The following is a 16,130-nucleotide window of genomic DNA, read 5'->3' on the forward strand; positions in this document are numbered from 1 at the left end:
GTCATTTTTTAAGCATAAAGCGGGCACACAAGGATAAGTAGCTGATGCTGATTAATAAAAAGTCAATGTTTGCGACTAGTTTAGCAGCATTATCGTGATCACTGCCCCTGCAACGACAAGACAGCCACCGACTCTGCGAATTTGCTCGTCGGGCTGCTGGGCAAGCTGTAACACCATATTACGCCATCCTTTTGGTGCTAATAACGGCCCAAGTCCCTCAACAATCAAAACCAAACCTAGTGCGACCCATAATGATTGAGACATGTTTATTCTCCAAAAAGATAGGGCTCCCTAAGGAGCCCTATTATACGGTTTATTAAACTCTTATTTCGCCGCTGGTGCGCCGTTCATGTCATTCATGTAACGGAAGAACTCGCTCTTAGGATCCAGAACGAGGATATCGCTCTTGTCCGCAAAAGACGTCTTGTACGCAGATAGCGAGCGTAAGAAGCTAAAGAACTCAGGATCTTTGCTGTAAGCGCCAGAGTAGATAGCCGCAGCTTCTGCATCGGCGCCACCTCGTGTTACACGTGCGGTTCTGTCAGCTTCTGCTAGCAGTGTTGCCACTTCTAGTTCCGCTTGTGCACGAATAACCTCAGCCTTCTCACGACCTTGCGAGCGGTGCTTACGAGCAACTGACTCACGCTCTGCACGCATACGACGGTAGATCGACTCACTGATTTCATCAGGTAGGTTGATTTTCTTGATTCGGAAATCCACCACTCGAACACCTAAATCGGTCATGGCACTATCACGTGTATCGTTCAATACGTTACTCATGACTTTGTCACGTTCACCATCAATTTCTAGTGCTTGGCGAGCCGCTTCTGTTGTCACTTCTTCACTGTCTGCACTCTCAGGAAGTACATCGGTGTTACGAGGACCAGAAACGATTTGTTTAATCTCACGCGCACCGATTTCAGAACGAAGTACGTCCGTCACTTTACGCTCAAGAAGCGCTTCTGCTGTTAGTGCGTCACCGCCACCCGTTGCTAGGTAGTATTGACGGAAATCTTCAATCTTCCACTTAACATAGGTGTTAATGATTACGTCTTTTTTCTCAGACGTAACGAAACGGTCACCGCGTCCATCCATTGTTTGAATACGCGCGTCTAGTGTTTTCACGCGGTCAAACAATGGCATCTTGAAATGCAGACCTGGCTCGTAAATACGAGAAACCTGGTTATCATCAGCAAGAACACGACCAAATCGAATTACGATGCCACGCTCACCCTCAGGGATCACGAACAAAGACATCAGCATCAATGCTAAGGCAACGACTAATACTGGTATCATCAATTTACGCATTATTAGTATCTCCCTTGACGAGTCGAGTTGTTACGAGACGAATTGTCATTTGATGAAGAAGTAGTAGTTGAAGGATCTAGTTGAATCTCTTCATAAACCGACGTTTCCTTTGGCTTACGACTGCTAGAAGCTCCCTCTTGACCCGCTAACTTATCAATTGGCAGGTACAAAAGGTTGCCGCTCGACTCAGAGTCAATCAACACCTTAGACGTATTCGAATAAACCTCTTCCATTGTGTCGAGGTATAGACGGTTACGCGTTACTTCTGGGGCCGCTTGGTATTCAGGTAGCAGTTTCTCAAACTGAGCCACTTGACCTAGCGCTTCGTTAGTGATGCGTTCAGAGTAACCTTGCGCTTCTTTCTTCAAACGCTCAGAACGACCTGTCGCTTTAGGAATGATTTCGTTTTTGTACGCTTCTGCTTCACGGATGAAACGCTCTTCATCCTCACGCGCTGCGATAGCGTCATCAAACGCATCTTTAACTTGCTCAGGCGGACGCGCCGACTGAAAGTTGACGTCTACGATAGACAAACCCATGTCGTAGTTGTCGATGATTTCGTTCAATGTTTCTTGTGTGCTCTGACGGATTTGCTGACGGCCGCTGGTCAGAATACTATCCATTAGAGAATCACCGATTACTGCACGAAGCGCAGAGTCAGTTGCCTGGCTCAAGCTATCGTCTGCATTAGTGACCACAAATAAGTATTTGTACGGATCAGAAACGCGGTATTGAACATCCATAGAGACAGACACTACGTTCTCGTCTTTTGTCAGCATCGTACCAGAGGCGCGCAAAGAGCGAATCGCCTGAACGTTCACCGGTTCATACTCATCAATAAAGCGAGGACGCCAGTTCAGACCCGGATCAACAATGCGGTCAAACTTGCCTAAGCGAAGCACGACGCCACGCTCACCTTCGCTAATGGTGTAGAAGCCGGAAAAGAACCAAATGACCACTGCGATCAATACAATCACGCCGAAGCCAATTGCACTGCCGCCGCCGCCAATGGATGGGCTACCGCCACCACCACGCTTGCCAAATTTACCACCGATTTTTTGACTCAGCTTATTAAAGACTTCATCTAAATCAGGCGGTCCTTGATCACGACCACCGTTATTTCGGTCGCCTTGATTACGGTCTCCACGATTGTTGTTCCCCCAAGGGTCCTTATCGCGGCCGTTATTTCCATTATTATTACCAGGCTCATTCCACGCCATTAGGAAGCTCCATCATTTAGTATGACGTTATACTGTAGCAGTCCTTTAAGTAACTATAAAGCCACTCAAAACTGCCCCTTCTCTTTTTTCAAGTCTAGACCAATCTACTTGTTGCATCCGAATATCAATCAACAAGTTACCTTCAGAATCATACTCTTCTTGTTGAATACAATTCATCTGGAAAAATGTGCTCCGAAAACGCCCTTGATACTGGGGTGGAATTCGCAGCTGGTACTGAACCATTTGGCTTGCTAAACGCTCTGTGAGCGCGTCGAACAACAGTTCGATGCCTTGCCCTTCCATTGCAGAGACCCAAACGGTTCTCGGAATACCTTCATCATCACGTTCTATACGTGGACGCTGGCCATCTAGATTATCTATCTTGTTCATTACGACGAGAGTTGGTACCTCATGGGCATCAATTTCTTCTAGCACGTCATGAACAGCTTGAATATTCTCACGAAAACGCTCGTCACTGGCATCGACAACATGTAACAAAATGTCAGCTTCCTGCGTTTCTTGCAAGGTTGCCTTAAATGCTGCGACGAGATCATGCGGAAGATGACGGATAAATCCGACCGTGTCCGCTAAAATTGCCGAACCTACGTCCGCCAATTCAATCTTTCTTAGTGTGGGATCTAGGGTTGCGAATAGCTGATCAGCTGCGTACACCCCAGCTTCAGTAATGCGGTTAAATAGCGTAGATTTGCCCGCATTGGTGTAGCCCACCAGGGAAATCGTTGGGATTTCGGCTCTACTTCTTGCACGTCTGCCCTGCTCACGTTGCTTAGCAACCTTCTCCAAGCGACGCAATATCGCTTTGATACGATCACGCAACAATCGACGGTCAGTCTCCAGCTGTGTTTCGCCGGGACCGCGCAGACCGATACCACCTTTCTGCCTTTCAAGGTGCGTCCAACCTCGGATCAATCGAGTCGAGATATGACGAAGCTGTGCTAGCTCAACTTGCAACTTACCTTCGTGGGTACGGGCGCGTTGGGCAAAAATGTCGAGGATCAGACCGGTACGATCCAACACTCGACATTTACACAGACTTTCAAGGTTACGCTCTTGGGCAGGGGAAAGGGCGTGATTAAAAATCACAATATCCGCACCGGTTAATTGCACCGTTTGTGCGATTTCTTGCGCTTTGCCTTCCCCTACGTAGTACTTAGGGTGAGGGGATTGTCGGCTACCCGTTACTGTTTGCAACGCGTTAACGCCTGCAGAAGAAACCAGCATTTCAAATTCGCTGAGATCTTCCCACTCACCTTCTTGCGTGAAGTTGATATGAACAAGTACAGCCTGCTCACCCGATTCATAACGGTCAAACAAGCGACCAACTCCTATTTAAATATCTGTTTTTAAGGGATTTATTATTAATCTTCAGATTTCTCTTGTTGACGGTCGCCGCCAGTACGCTCACCACTGTGATGGCTAACAGCACGGGCTGGAACAACCGTTGAAATCGCATGCTTGTAAACCATTTGGTTTACAGTATTTTTCAGAAGGATCACAAACTGATCAAACGATTCAATCTGACCTTGTAGCTTGATGCCATTCACTAGGTAGATAGAAACTGGGATACGCTCGCGACGTAGTGCATTTAGGAATGGGTCTTGAAGAGATTGCCCCTTAGCCATTTTTATTTTCCTTATATTAGTATTGTAGTTTTAATTATTTAGCTATTGGTGCACTGCAATTTGGTGCTGCCTTTGCATCTGAGCTAAACCAATGAAATACCCCTTAGTTTTATAATCATAGAACAACAATCGTCTTTGAAAACAAAACTCAGTTCCTTTTTGGGTATTTCTACGCAAAAGCGCCCACATTATACACAGTTAATACCATCAGATGCTATGGCGTCTGTGAGAGTTTTCATTGAATCCTCAATGTGTTCGCTATCAAGCCAAACCAAATCATCCCAACTCCTTAACCAGGTGATTTGTCGCTTGGCCAATTGTCGAGTCGCGCAGATTCCACGGAAAATCGCATCATCTAACGTGCTCTCGCCATCTAAGTACTCCCACATCTGTCTGTAGCCGACACAACGGATCGACGGCAGATCTGGGTGAAGATCTTCACGAGCATATAACGCTTTGACTTCATCTTCAAAGCCTGCTTGTATCATTTTCTCGAAGCGCAATTCAATCCGTTTGTGTAACAAAGCGCGATCTTTGGGCGCTACCGCAAATTGTTTAACGCGAAATGGCAGTGGTTCACCCTTAGTCTCAGTCAATTCTGTCAATGACTTACCAGAGATTCGATACACCTCTAGCGCACGTGATAGACGCTGTGGATCATTTGGATGAATCCTCTCTGCTGAGACAGGATCTATCTGTTTTAGTTCATTATGGAGTACTTGCCAGCCCTTCTCCTGTGACTCTTTTTCAATTTGTGCTCGGATCTCTGGATTGGCGGCTGGTAGTGGCGACAAGCCTTGAAGCAAAGCTTTGAAATAGAGCATAGTGCCACCCACTAGCAGCGGGATCTTACCTTCTGCGTGAATCTTAGCGATTTCATTCAGTGCATCACGACGAAAGTCAGCCGCAGAGTAGGACTCGGCGGGATCGAGAATATCAATCAGTCTGTGCGGCGCCAATGCGAGCTCTTCGGCATCGGGCTTAGCCGTACCAATATCCATGCCTTTATAGATAAGCGCAGAGTCTACACTGATAATCTCAACTGGATATTGCTGACGAAGACGTATCGCTAACTCAGTCTTACCAGAAGCGGTAGGACCCATTAAAAACAGAACTAGGGGTAATTGTTGGCTCATGATGAAAACGCTGCAATTGTGGCCGTAAAATCGACAGGGCGGACAAATTTAGGATCGCTCAAAGGTAGCGTACCGTCGTAAAGCTGCTCAAGATTACCGAGTAACTGAACAGATTCAGATAAAGTGTAGCTACTTTTCACTTGCAGCACTTTTTTCGTTAGCCATAAGCTCAAACGGCTCGGGCTAAGGTCTTGCTGCTCAAGGGTCGCCAAGTATGACAGCATTTCATCAATTAACAATTGCAAATTTTGCTGCCTGAGCGGTGCTGGTACTCCCATCACCATGAGCGCTTGCTTATTGCGAACAGCAAGATCGATACCAAAGCTGAGCAAGAGATCTCGCTGCGCTGTAGCAACTTGCTGCTGCATGTCGCTGACTTTTAGCGAAAGCGGAACGAGCAGTGGCTGCATTCTCAGTGGCTGACCTTTCGGATCCAACTGAGCAAACAGCTTATAAAACTCCGCCCTGCGCAATGACACCAGTGCGCAGCACGGCTCTGCTTTCACCAATACGTATGTCGCATCCACCATAGTGATTGCTTTACCAATGCGCTCAATCTCAATCGATACAGGGGCGGCATCTTGCTTGAGTGGCGAGACCTCCGCTATTCCCGCTTCCGGCTCTGCTATATCGGGTGTTTGCATCAGCTCTTGGTACACGCGAACTTCTTCTGCCGTCGGCGCCGCTTCTTGTGCTTGCGGCTTGGCTTTCGATGCACTAGCTTTTCGACTCGAGTTCCATTCATTACGAGCGTATGGCTCTTCTACTCTGTGGGAAGAGCCATTCGGCTCACTGTATTCACGTTGAGTGCGCTCGCTTGCTGACTGAGTACTTGGCGAAAGAGTACTTGGTGAATCCGTATTTGTTGAACGTGTATTTGGTGAATGATAATCAGCACGTCCCGGATAAGCGGGGATGCTCTCCACCGCATGTATCAATGACTCGGACACACTCGCACCACCAGAAGTCGCCGAAGACACTGGCGGCTGCGCTTGTGTCATTTCAGTAGGCACATAAGAAGAAGCTGATTCGACTTGGTCTGACGCAGTTATCGGCTCAACATGACTGAATGCCGAGTTAGACGTCACCGGCGCATCAATGGATTTCGCTTGCACCAGTGCGTCGCTCAGCGCCTGATAAATAAAGTCATGCACTAATCTTGCTTGATGAAAACGCACCTCGTGTTTGGCTGGGTGCACATTCACGTCAACCTGATGTGGGTCGATATCGATAAACAAGATATACGCTGCGTACTGATCGGCTGCCAAACTGTTCTCATAGCTCTGGCGAATTGCGTGGTTGATGAGCTTATCCTTCATCATACGACCATTCACATAACAGTATTGCAGATCACTCTGCGCGCGTGCGCCTTCTGGCGTAGTGATCCAGCCATGCAGCTTAAGGTCATTGTGCTCAAGCTCAATTTTAAGCATATGACGAACAAACCCGGCTCCACATACTGCGGCTATGCGTTTTTCTAACTGAGGTTCTGTTTTCGCTGCGCGGTACTGACGCACCAGTTTGCCGTTGTGTTTGAGATTGATCGACACGTCAAAGCGGCTCAGCGCGATACGCTTCAACAGCTCATCAATATGATTAAACTCCGTCTTTTCTGTTCGCAAAAACTTACGGCGTGCTGGGGTATTAAAAAACAGATCCAACACTTCAAGCGTGGTACCAATCGGATGGGCAGCAGGGGTTAGCTTCACCGCCATGTCGCGTCCTTCCGCGTATGCACTCCAAGCTTGTTCTTGAGTTGCAGGGCGAGACGTCAGTGTGAGTCTTGCTACCGAGCTAATACTCGCCAGCGCCTCACCACGAAAGCCCAAACTCATGATGGCTTCTAGGTCATCAAGGGTATGAATTTTCGACGTCGCATGTCGGCTTAACGCCAATTGCAACTCGTCTTTAGGAATGCCCTTACCGTTATCTCGAACACGGATAAGCTTGGCGCCCCCCTTTTCGATATCAATATCGATACGAGTGGCACCTGAGTCTAGGCTATTTTCAACCAGCTCTTTGACTACGGACGCTGGCCTCTCAACCACTTCACCTGCGGCGATTTGGTTCGCCAATCTTGCAGGTAAGATCTTAATCGTCACAACGCTTCTCCGAATCCATCAATTTGAACATCCATCACTTGTGCGGGATCAGCAGCACTTGCCCCACTGCAAGTGAATCAGAGCGCAGCTTGTTAGCTTCACGAATACTACTGACGCTCACGCCATATCGAGAGGCAATTTTGCCTAGGTACTCTCCGCGCTGAACTTTGTGCTTACGCAGAGGCAGATCTTTTAAGCTGACGGTTATCTTCAGCTTTTGACCCAACTTAAGTACGTCCGATTTTAAGCGGTTCTCACGCTTAATATCCGCCACCGACACTTTGTATTTACTCGCCACTTTCCCTAAGTAGTCACCTTTGACCACGGTGTGTGTAAGCGTCTTGGTTTCTACCGTGTTTACTTTAGAGCTCACTTGAATCGGGGCACTATTTCCCGGAATAACCAAGGTCTGGCCCACAGCCAGAGACGTACTTTTAAGGCTGTTCGCACTCTTAATAGCCGAAACCGACGAGCCATATTTCTGAGCAATCACCGATAAAGATTCGCCACGTTTCACGGTGTGCTTACGCTGCTGACCACGATTAGCAAATAAGGTGCCTTCTGGTGGGTTCGCTTCGAAGTATTGAACAATCGCTTTTGCCAACGCGCGCGCTAATTTGTCTTGGTGACTTCTTGTCGTTAGTAGACGCTCTTCGCTTGGGTTAGAAATAAAGCCCGTTTCGACTAACACGGACGGAATATCTGGCGACTTCAATACCGCAAGACTGGCATTCACTGGCTCTTTCTTATGTAGGTGTGCGACCTTACCCATCTCTTTGAGGATCTTGGTTGCAACCTTATAGCCTTCTTTTTGTGAATGGCTAAACTGCAAATCGAGTAGCGTTTGGCTTACGTTTCTATCGTTAGTGTTTTTAGCGAGCACTTCTCCCGCGCCACCAAGCAGTTCCGATTGCTGTTCATGATTCTCAACCCAGCGGGCAATTTCAGTATTTGCACGGCGTGTGTTCAATACAAACACAGAGCCACCACGAGGCTGCGGCGTTCTAAATGCATCAGCGTGAACAGAGACCAAAAGGTGCGCACCATTCTTACGAGCGATGTTGGAGCGCTTGTTGAGGTTAACAAAGTAGTCACCGCTACGGGTTAATACTGCCTTCATTCCTGGAATCGCATTAATTTGAGCTGCCAGCTTTTTCGACACGCTCAATGTAACGTGTTTTTCGTATTTCTTAGTCGGGCCAATTGAGCCTGGATCTTCACCGCCGTGGCCGGCATCAATTGCCACAACAATATCGGCATTACCCCGTAGCTGGGAAGCATCACGGCTGACCTCCGTTTTGCTCTTCGGTGTACTCGATGTCGCTTGACTGGTTGCTTTGCCATGTGGCAGGTCAATCACCAATCGATGGCCGTACTGACCACCTGGAGTAGGATTGAGCTTAAAAAGCTGTGGAGTCGCGGACTTCTTTAACTCAAACACGAGGCGATAAGTACCTTTGTTAGGAGGTGAGCTCTTGCGGATCTTACTCAACACGGGGCTATCAGATACGCCGATAGGTAGTTTTGTGTTTAGCGAGGTGTTTTTAAGGTCAACGACAATTCGCGAGGGACCACTCAATGAGAAATAACTGTAATCCGCTTCGGACTTGAGGTCGATCACCACGCGCGTTTCATCCGGAGAAGGCCAAACACGAATACCCTCTAGCGCATTAGCAAGAGTGACGGCAGGAAACAGTAAACACAAAGGCAGCATGATTTTCATCATGCTGCTAAGAAAACGACTGATCAATTTAACTCCAACTGACTAATTAACTCTTTTCCATAATCGCTATTTGCCGTGAAGGCGATTTCCCTTGCGTCTCCAACGTACCGGATATCAATATCTAGATCAGCAGAAGGCAGAATGCCTTGCCCCTTCTCTGGCCACTCTACCAAGCAGATGGCATCTTCAGAGAAGTAGTCGCGAATACCCATAAACTCCAGCTCTTCTGGATCCGCTAAACGATACAAATCAAAATGATAGACGTTCCATCCTTCAAGTTGGTACGGTTCAACCAAGGTATAAGTTGGGCTTTTTACGTTGCCTTGATGGCCAAGACTTTGAATAAAGCCGCGACTAAAGGTGGTTTTCCCCGCTCCAAGGTCACCGTGCAAATAGATTGTTGTTTGTTTTGAACAAAGATTTGCTAGTTTAGTTCCAATTAAAATCGTTGCTGATTCATCTGCTAAGGAAAATTTTTTAGTACTCATCACATTTTTCTCTGAGTGGTGCCTTTGAGAGCCGAAATAGTAAACTGTGTCGCTTTTCACAGACAAGTGATCTTCTGTAAGTAATCAGAAAATTTACCATTATTTTCAATTTATCCCTACTGTGAAAGTACAAAATAGTCGTCGAAAGTTTATACAAAGCAATGAGACGCTTTTCTGGCCAAGTGGATCCACGCTTTTTTAGCGTTCATACTTGGGTCGCATTGCATTTGAGTATAGAATACGCGTCCTTTTCTACTTGGGTAATCGTGATGGACTTAGACAAGCTGGCCAGCGACATTAAAGTTTGGGCACAAGAACTCGGTTTTCAGAAGGCTGGTATCAGTGATATCGATCTTCTCGATCAAGAGGCGATACTCAAGCAGTGGTTAGAAGCGGGTTATCACGGCGACATGGCTTGGATGGAAACTCACCAAGACCTACGCATCCATCCCGACAAGCTACACCCTAATACCTGTCGCATCATTAGCGTTCGTATGGATTACCTTCCTGAAGAAGCAGGCTTTGCATCCAATTTAGAAAACCAGCATGCGGGTTACATTAGCCGCTATGCGTTAGGTCGCGACTATCATAAGTTGATTCGCAATCAACTCAAAAAGCTTGGACAGCGAATCGAGAAAGAAGTCTCGGAGCTAGGCTACCGACCTTTTGTCGACTCTGCTCCTGTGCTTGAGCGCCCTATTGCTGAAAAGGCTGGCCTGGGTTGGACAGGTAAACACTCACTTCTACTAGATAAAAACGCCGGCTCTTGGTTTTTTCTTGGTGAACTGTTTGTCGATCTGCCGCTACCTGTTGATACGCCGCTAGAGAATCAGTGTGGTAAGTGCAGCGCATGTATCACGTCATGCCCAACAGGTGCCATACTTGAAAATGGTGTTGTCGATGCGAGACGCTGTATTTCCTATCTCACGATTGAATACAAAGGCGTGATACCCGAATCCCTTCGCGCAGCGATGGGGAATCGCATTTATGGCTGTGATGATTGTCAGTTGGTTTGTCCGTGGAATCGCTTTGCCGAACTTGGCCAGCAACCAGATTTTCAAAGGCGCCAGGCTTTCAACGATACCGATCTGTGTGTTTTGCTTAATTGGGATGAAACGACATTTCTTAAGAACATGGAAGGGTCTGCTATTCGACGTATTGGGCATGAGCAGTGGCAGCGCAACATCATTATCGCAATCGGTAATGCGCCCTATTCTCTGCGCTACATCGATGCACTAGAACAAGTGCAAGGCCAGTCTGTACTGCTTGATGAACATATACACTGGGCTCTTCAGCAACAAACAAGCCAATTGCCCAACTTTTCAGATCACACACTAACATCCAAAAACCAGCGTTTGATTCGAATCGTTCAGAAAGGCTTACCTCGTGATGCCTAGTCGCCAATGGACTCAGAAAAATCAAATTAATTTTCTTGACTGACATCCCAAAATTGAATTTGTGGAAAAACTACATTTTCATCGACTGTTAGTCGTTGAGAAAACAGGTTAAACACAGATTGAATATATGACTAGGATCAAATAAATGTCACTTGGTGATCATTTTATTGTCAAGTAAAAAGTAAAAACAAAATGATATATCCGATAAAAAACAACAACTTAAAGCCATTCGACTCATGAGTCGACTGTGTGTATTGATGTAAAGATCTTTCAGTTTATTCTCTTCATACCTATTCAAAAACAATTTATCAACCAACTTATCCACAATTTAGCAATGTGGATAACTCTGTTAATTTAAGTGTAACTGACCCTCAGCTAAGGCAATAACCTACTGCGTTGGCGGCGTGTAGAAAATAGAGTACACAGCAAAAAATTCGACGATGTAATCCAATGATATCGACGATGATTTAGCTTTAAATTTTAGGGAGTGATGCTTCTCAGCATTAGGAAAGAGCATGCGGTAGTGGGACTAAGTTTCTCAACTTTGCTATCTCTACGAGATGACCGCGTCTTTGTCCATTTCTAGGGGAAAATGGAGCGACACACGAGGTTCGAACTCGTGACCTCAACCTTGGCAAGGTTGCGCTCTACCAACTGAGCTAGTGTCGCATATCAACAGCAAGTGCTATTGACTAAATTTGGTTGCGGGGGCCGGATTTGAACCGACGACCTTCGGGTTATGAGCCCGACGAGCTACCAAGCTGCTCCACCCCGCGTCCGTATTGTGTCACCGTTAAGTACGATGAAAACTATTTATTTGGAGCGACACACGAGGTTCGAACTCGTGACCTCAACCTTGGCAAGGTTGCGCTCTACCAACTGAGCTAGTGTCGCATATCAACAGCAAACGCTATTGATTAAATTTGGTTGCGGGGGCCGGATTTGAACCGACGACCTTCGGGTTATGAGCCCGACGAGCTACCAAGCTGCTCCACCCCGCGTCCGTATTGTGTCACCGTTAAGTACGATGAAAACTATTTATTTGGAGCGACACACGAGGTTCGAACTCGTGACCTCAACCTTGGCAAGGTTGCGCTCTACCAACTGAGCTAGTGTCGCATATCAACAGCAAACGCTATTGATTAAATTTGGTTGCGAGGTAGGATTTGAACCGACGACCTTCGGGTTATGAGCCCGACGAGCTACCAAGCTGCTCCACCCCGCGTCCGTAGTCACCATTCAAAGCATGATGAGAGCTTATTAATTTGGAGCGACACACGAGGTTCGAACTCGTGACCTCAACCTTGGCAAGGTTGCGCTCTACCAACTGAGCTAGTGTCGCATATCAACAGCAAACGCTATTGATTAAATTTGGTTGCGGGGGCCGGATTTGAACCGACGACCTTCGGGTTATGAGCCCGACGAGCTACCAAGCTGCTCCACCCCGCGTCCGTAGTCACCATTCAAAGCATGATGAGAGCTTATTAATTTGGAGCGACACACGAGGTTCGAACTCGTGACCTCAACCTTGGCAAGGTTGCGCTCTACCAACTGAGCTAGTGTCGCATATCAACAGCAAACGCTATTGATTAAATTTGGTTGCGGGGGCCGGATTTGAACCGACGACCTTCGGGTTATGAGCCCGACGAGCTACCAAGCTGCTCCACCCCGCGTCCGTATTATGTCACCGTTAAGTACGATGAAAACTATTTATTTGGAGCGACACACGAGGTTCGAACTCGTGACCTCAACCTTGGCAAGGTTGCGCTCTACCAACTGAGCTAGTGTCGCATATCAACAGCAAACGCTATTGATGAAATTTGGTTGCAGAGTAGGATTTGAACCGACGACCTTCGGGTTATGAGCCCGACGAGCTACCAAGCTGCTCCACCCCGCGTCCGTATTGTGTCACCGTTAAGTACGATGAAAACTATTTATTTGGAGCGACACACGAGGTTCGAACTCGTGACCTCAACCTTGGCAAGGTTGCGCTCTACCAACTGAGCTAGTGTCGCATTGAACGTCTTTCGTCGTTCAGGGCTGCGAATTATAAGAGCATTTTTTTGTGATGCAAGTCCTTATCAGTAAAAAAATGATCTTTTTTCTCGTTTGATGAAAAAGCACACAATTTTTCGATAATCTTCTCTCTATCGCAGCCCAAAGTCCTTGTTTTTAACAAGTATTCAACGATCAAATCGTGAAAATAGTTTCACGGTAGTACTTGAGTTCGGCAATCGACTCACGAATGTCATCCAAAGCTAGGTGCGTACCCTGCTTGGAAAAACCATCCAGAACTTCCGGTTTCCAACGACGAGTCAGCTCTTTAATCGTGCTGACATCAACGTAACGGTAGTGGAAGTACTCTTCAAGCTCAGGCATATGCTTGTATAAGAAACGGCGATCCTGACCAATACTATTACCACAAATAGGCGACTTACCCTTAGGCACCCACTTCTCCAAAAACGCGATAGTCTCACGAATGGCGCTCTCTTCATTGTGCTCACTCGTTTGAACACGTGCCACCAGCCCGCTTGCGGTATGGGTGTTCGTGCACCAATCATCCATTTTCGCTAGTTCCGTTTCAGGTTGATGGATGGCAATAACCGGTCCTTCAGCCAAGATATTCAACTCGCTATCGGTCACAATGCTCGCGATCTCGATGATTTTGTGTGTCTCAGGATCCAGTCCAGTCATCTCTAGATCGACCCAGATCAAATTGTCATCGCTGAAAGACATAACGCCCTCGTCTATTTGTTTTCTGTCAAAAGAGGTACTATACCGAAATTAAATTCAGTAACCAAAATGGTTTGATGCGATTCGCATCAATGAAATATCGTGGCGAAAAAGGAAAAACTGACCAAAGGTCAAGTGCGTCGAGTACGCAGTAATCAAAAGAAGAAACTAGCAAAAGAAGAATCCATCCAGTGGGATGAGACTATGCTTGGCGGTGTTAAGCAGGGGCTAGTGATCACTCGATTCGGCCAACATGCGGATATCGAGGACTTAGAAACCAAAGAAATCCACCGCTGTAACCTGCGCCGTGGTATCGAATCTTTGGTGTCTGGCGACCGCGTAAAATGGCGCATTGGTCTGGAATCAATGCATGGCATATCTGGTGTTGTTGAAGTAGTAGAGCCTAGAACATCGATGCTAACTCGCCCTGATTATTACGATGGCTTAAAACCTGTTGCTGCCAACGTTGATCAAATGGTGATTGTGTCTTCGGTTGTGCCAGAGCTTTCACTAAACATTATCGATCGTTACCTGATCGCATCAGAAACCCTGCAAATTGCACCATTAGTGGTACTTAACAAAATCGACTTGATACCAGAAGACGAGCGTGACGTCTTCTATCAGATCCTCGATGTATATAAGAACATCGGCTATACGGTGCTTATGGTAAGCAAGGAGTCGGGCGAAGGCATTGCCGAGCTAGAGGCGCACCTCAAAGACAAGATCAACATCTTCGTAGGGCAGTCCGGCGTGGGTAAATCCAGCTTAGTGAATGCGTTGATGCCAGAACTCGACGTAGAAGAAGGCGCAGTCTCCGAAAACTCAGGTTTGGGTCAGCACACCACGACCGCAGCAAGACTGTATCACTTCCCATCGGGTGGCGATCTGATTGACTCGCCGGGAGTACGTGAATTCGGCCTTTGGCACTTAGAGCCAAGCGAAGTCACGGAAGCGTTTGTTGAATTCAAGCCCTACCTTGGCGGCTGTAAGTTCCGTGACTGCAAACACCTAGATGACCCAGGCTGTCTACTGCGTGAAGCCGTGGAAGAAGGGAAAATCGATCCAGTTCGATTCGATAACTATCACCGCATCATCGAGAGTATGGGTGAAGGTAAAGCCAACCGTCAGTACTCACGCAGCAAAAAAGCCGATCTGTAATTCTTAGAACGTTCTGCCATTCTGACAGAGTCGGACAGGTTTAACAGTCTGTCCGTCTGCTTGTCACAATTTGCTGACATTTGAAGCGATTTCCATTAGTATCTCGCGCCCTGAAGTAATATCAATCAATTAACGTTGGAATTTTAGACAATGGATAAAATTAAAGTTGGACTGCAATACTGGATACCTCAACACGGCCTAACACGCCTAGTAGGTAAACTGGCATCAGCAAAAGCAGGCGGTCTAACAACAGCGATCATTCGTTGGTTTATCAAACAATATAACGTCAACATGGATGAAGCGCTGCACAGCGACCCAAAGCACTTCAAAACGTTTAACGAGTTTTTCGTTCGTGAGTTAAAGCCGGGTATGCGCCCTATCGCCGAAGGCGAGTCTGTTATCGCTCACCCAGCGGATGCATGTGTTAGCCAATTTGGTCCTATCACTGACGGCAAGCTTATCCAAGCGAAAAACCATGACTACACCGCTCAAGAACTGCTTGGTGGCAGCCCTGAGCTTGCAGCAGAGTTTGTAGAAGGTGAATTTGCGACTCTGTACCTATCACCGCGTGACTACCACCGTGTTCACATGCCATGTGATGGTACGCTGCGTCAGATGATTTATGTACCAGGTGACCTATTCTCTGTAAACCCACTGACGGCTGAGAATGTTCCAAACCTATTCGCACGTAACGAGCGTGTGGTTTGTATCTTCGATACCGAGTTTGGTCCTATGGCACAAGTGCTGGTAGGCGCAACTATTGTTGGTGCTATTGAGCTAGTTTGGGCAGGTACTGTGACGCCACCACGTGGTAACACCGTATACACTTGGGATTACCCTGCAGAAGGCGATAAGGCTATCATCCTTAAGAAGGGTGAAGAGATGAGCCGCTTTAAACTAGGTTCAACAGTTATCAACCTGTTTGCTAAAGACAGCATTCGTTTTGATGACAGCATGAAAAACAATGCGCCAACGGTAATGGGTACACCTTTCGCGCATGCCCTAGGCCTTGAAACTAAAGCTTCTGAGACTGAAACCGACTCTAATAGCTAATCAACTTAGCAAGCTTAATCATTGAGAACGGCGCCACGGCGCCGTTTTTGCCTGTAACACATCCATCAGCAGCATCACGTCATGATTACCGCATTGATTCTTGACGCAAAACAAAACACGCTCCAAATCTTCCCTCGACTTTTCAAAACTTTAACGCCTGTCCAAGACC

At 47.0% G+C, this 16,130-nt stretch carries 13 protein-coding genes and 13 tRNA genes; 3 read left to right on the top strand and 23 right to left on the bottom strand.

What is annotated here, in order from left to right; genetic code table 11:
- Positions 1–75 precede the first annotated feature (75 nt).
- The 9 genes from PG915_RS15485 to tsaE form a co-directional block, all read right to left on the bottom strand.
- Positions 76–264: a DUF2065 domain-containing protein gene (locus tag PG915_RS15485; protein ID WP_353497277.1), complete on the bottom strand. Its 189-nt coding sequence runs from the start codon at positions 262–264 to the stop codon at positions 76–78.
- A gap of 60 nt (positions 265–324) precedes the next feature.
- Positions 325–1,308 (bottom strand): protease modulator HflC, encoded by a 984-nt coding sequence (hflC, locus tag PG915_RS15490; protein WP_353497278.1) that lies wholly within the window; start codon positions 1,306–1,308, stop codon positions 325–327.
- A gap of 2 nt (positions 1,309–1,310) precedes the next feature.
- A complete protein-coding gene (gene hflK / locus PG915_RS15495) occupies positions 1,311–2,528 on the bottom strand; it encodes an FtsH protease activity modulator HflK (protein ID WP_353497279.1) in 1,218 nt (405 codons plus the stop codon).
- 45 nt (positions 2,529–2,573) lie between these two features.
- The gene (gene hflX, locus PG915_RS15500; protein WP_353497280.1) at positions 2,574–3,863 is read right to left on the bottom strand and encodes a ribosome rescue GTPase HflX; all 1,290 of its coding nucleotides are present in this window, start codon (positions 3,861–3,863) and stop codon (positions 2,574–2,576) included.
- Between the two features lie 44 nt (positions 3,864–3,907).
- Entirely contained in the window at positions 3,908–4,171 is a 264-nt protein-coding gene (gene hfq / locus PG915_RS15505) for an RNA chaperone Hfq (protein WP_353497281.1), read from the bottom strand.
- A gap of 188 nt (positions 4,172–4,359) precedes the next feature.
- Entirely contained in the window at positions 4,360–5,307 is a 948-nt protein-coding gene (miaA, locus tag PG915_RS15510; RefSeq protein WP_353497282.1) for a tRNA (adenosine(37)-N6)-dimethylallyltransferase MiaA, read from the bottom strand.
- The gene (gene mutL / locus PG915_RS15515) at positions 5,304–7,409 is read right to left on the bottom strand and encodes a DNA mismatch repair endonuclease MutL (protein WP_353497283.1); all 2,106 of its coding nucleotides are present in this window, start codon (positions 7,407–7,409) and stop codon (positions 5,304–5,306) included. Before mutL ends, miaA begins: the two co-directional genes overlap by 4 nt.
- 34 nt (positions 7,410–7,443) lie before the next feature.
- Entirely contained in the window at positions 7,444–9,135 is a 1,692-nt protein-coding gene (locus PG915_RS15520) for a LysM peptidoglycan-binding domain-containing protein (protein ID WP_353498740.1), read from the bottom strand.
- 20 nt (positions 9,136–9,155) lie between these two features.
- Positions 9,156–9,620 (bottom strand): tRNA (adenosine(37)-N6)-threonylcarbamoyltransferase complex ATPase subunit type 1 TsaE, encoded by a 465-nt coding sequence (gene tsaE, locus PG915_RS15525; protein ID WP_353497284.1) that lies wholly within the window; start codon positions 9,618–9,620, stop codon positions 9,156–9,158.
- A 269-nt stretch (positions 9,621–9,889) separates the two neighbouring features.
- Here tsaE and queG point away from each other — a divergent pair, with 269 nt between their 5' ends.
- Positions 9,890–11,017 (top strand): tRNA epoxyqueuosine(34) reductase QueG, encoded by a 1,128-nt coding sequence (gene queG / locus PG915_RS15530; protein WP_353497285.1) that lies wholly within the window; start codon positions 9,890–9,892, stop codon positions 11,015–11,017.
- Positions 11,018–11,610: 593 nt separating this feature from the next.
- Here queG and PG915_RS15535 read toward each other — a convergent pair.
- From PG915_RS15535 to orn, 14 genes are all read right to left on the bottom strand, one after another.
- Positions 11,611–11,686, bottom strand: a tRNA-Gly gene (locus PG915_RS15535).
- 30 nt (positions 11,687–11,716) lie between these two features.
- A tRNA-Met gene (locus PG915_RS15540) sits at positions 11,717–11,793 on the bottom strand.
- A gap of 42 nt (positions 11,794–11,835) precedes the next feature.
- Positions 11,836–11,911 (bottom strand) — tRNA-Gly (locus PG915_RS15545).
- A 30-nt stretch (positions 11,912–11,941) separates the two neighbouring features.
- Positions 11,942–12,018, bottom strand: a tRNA-Met gene (locus PG915_RS15550).
- Between the two features lie 42 nt (positions 12,019–12,060).
- Positions 12,061–12,136, bottom strand: a tRNA-Gly gene (locus PG915_RS15555).
- Positions 12,137–12,166: 30 nt separating this feature from the next.
- Positions 12,167–12,242: transfer RNA gene (locus PG915_RS15560), tRNA-Met, on the bottom strand.
- Positions 12,243–12,283: 41 nt separating this feature from the next.
- Positions 12,284–12,359 (bottom strand) — tRNA-Gly (locus PG915_RS15565).
- 30 nt (positions 12,360–12,389) lie between these two features.
- A tRNA-Met gene (locus PG915_RS15570) sits at positions 12,390–12,466 on the bottom strand.
- Between the two features lie 41 nt (positions 12,467–12,507).
- Positions 12,508–12,583: transfer RNA gene (locus tag PG915_RS15575), tRNA-Gly, on the bottom strand.
- 30 nt (positions 12,584–12,613) lie between these two features.
- Positions 12,614–12,690 (bottom strand) — tRNA-Met (locus PG915_RS15580).
- Positions 12,691–12,732: 42 nt separating this feature from the next.
- A tRNA-Gly gene (locus PG915_RS15585) sits at positions 12,733–12,808 on the bottom strand.
- A gap of 30 nt (positions 12,809–12,838) precedes the next feature.
- A tRNA-Met gene (locus PG915_RS15590) sits at positions 12,839–12,914 on the bottom strand.
- 42 nt (positions 12,915–12,956) lie between these two features.
- Positions 12,957–13,032: transfer RNA gene (locus PG915_RS15595), tRNA-Gly, on the bottom strand.
- A 175-nt stretch (positions 13,033–13,207) separates the two neighbouring features.
- Complete coding sequence (gene orn / locus PG915_RS15600; protein WP_353497286.1) at positions 13,208–13,753, bottom strand: oligoribonuclease; 546 nt, start codon at positions 13,751–13,753, stop codon at positions 13,208–13,210.
- Positions 13,754–13,852: 99 nt separating this feature from the next.
- Here orn and rsgA point away from each other — a divergent pair, with 99 nt between their 5' ends.
- Both rsgA and asd read left to right on the top strand, forming a co-directional pair.
- Positions 13,853–14,908, top strand: coding sequence for a small ribosomal subunit biogenesis GTPase RsgA (rsgA, locus tag PG915_RS15605; RefSeq protein ID WP_353497287.1), 1,056 nt, complete (start codon positions 13,853–13,855; stop codon positions 14,906–14,908).
- A 150-nt stretch (positions 14,909–15,058) separates the two neighbouring features.
- Complete coding sequence (asd, locus tag PG915_RS15610; RefSeq protein ID WP_353497288.1) at positions 15,059–15,961, top strand: archaetidylserine decarboxylase; 903 nt, start codon at positions 15,059–15,061, stop codon at positions 15,959–15,961.
- Positions 15,962–16,130 lie beyond the last annotated feature (169 nt).

Origin of the sequence: Vibrio sp. CB1-14, assembly GCF_040412085.2 — a bacterium.
Taxonomy (GTDB): domain Bacteria; phylum Pseudomonadota; class Gammaproteobacteria; order Enterobacterales; family Vibrionaceae; genus Vibrio; species Vibrio chaetopteri.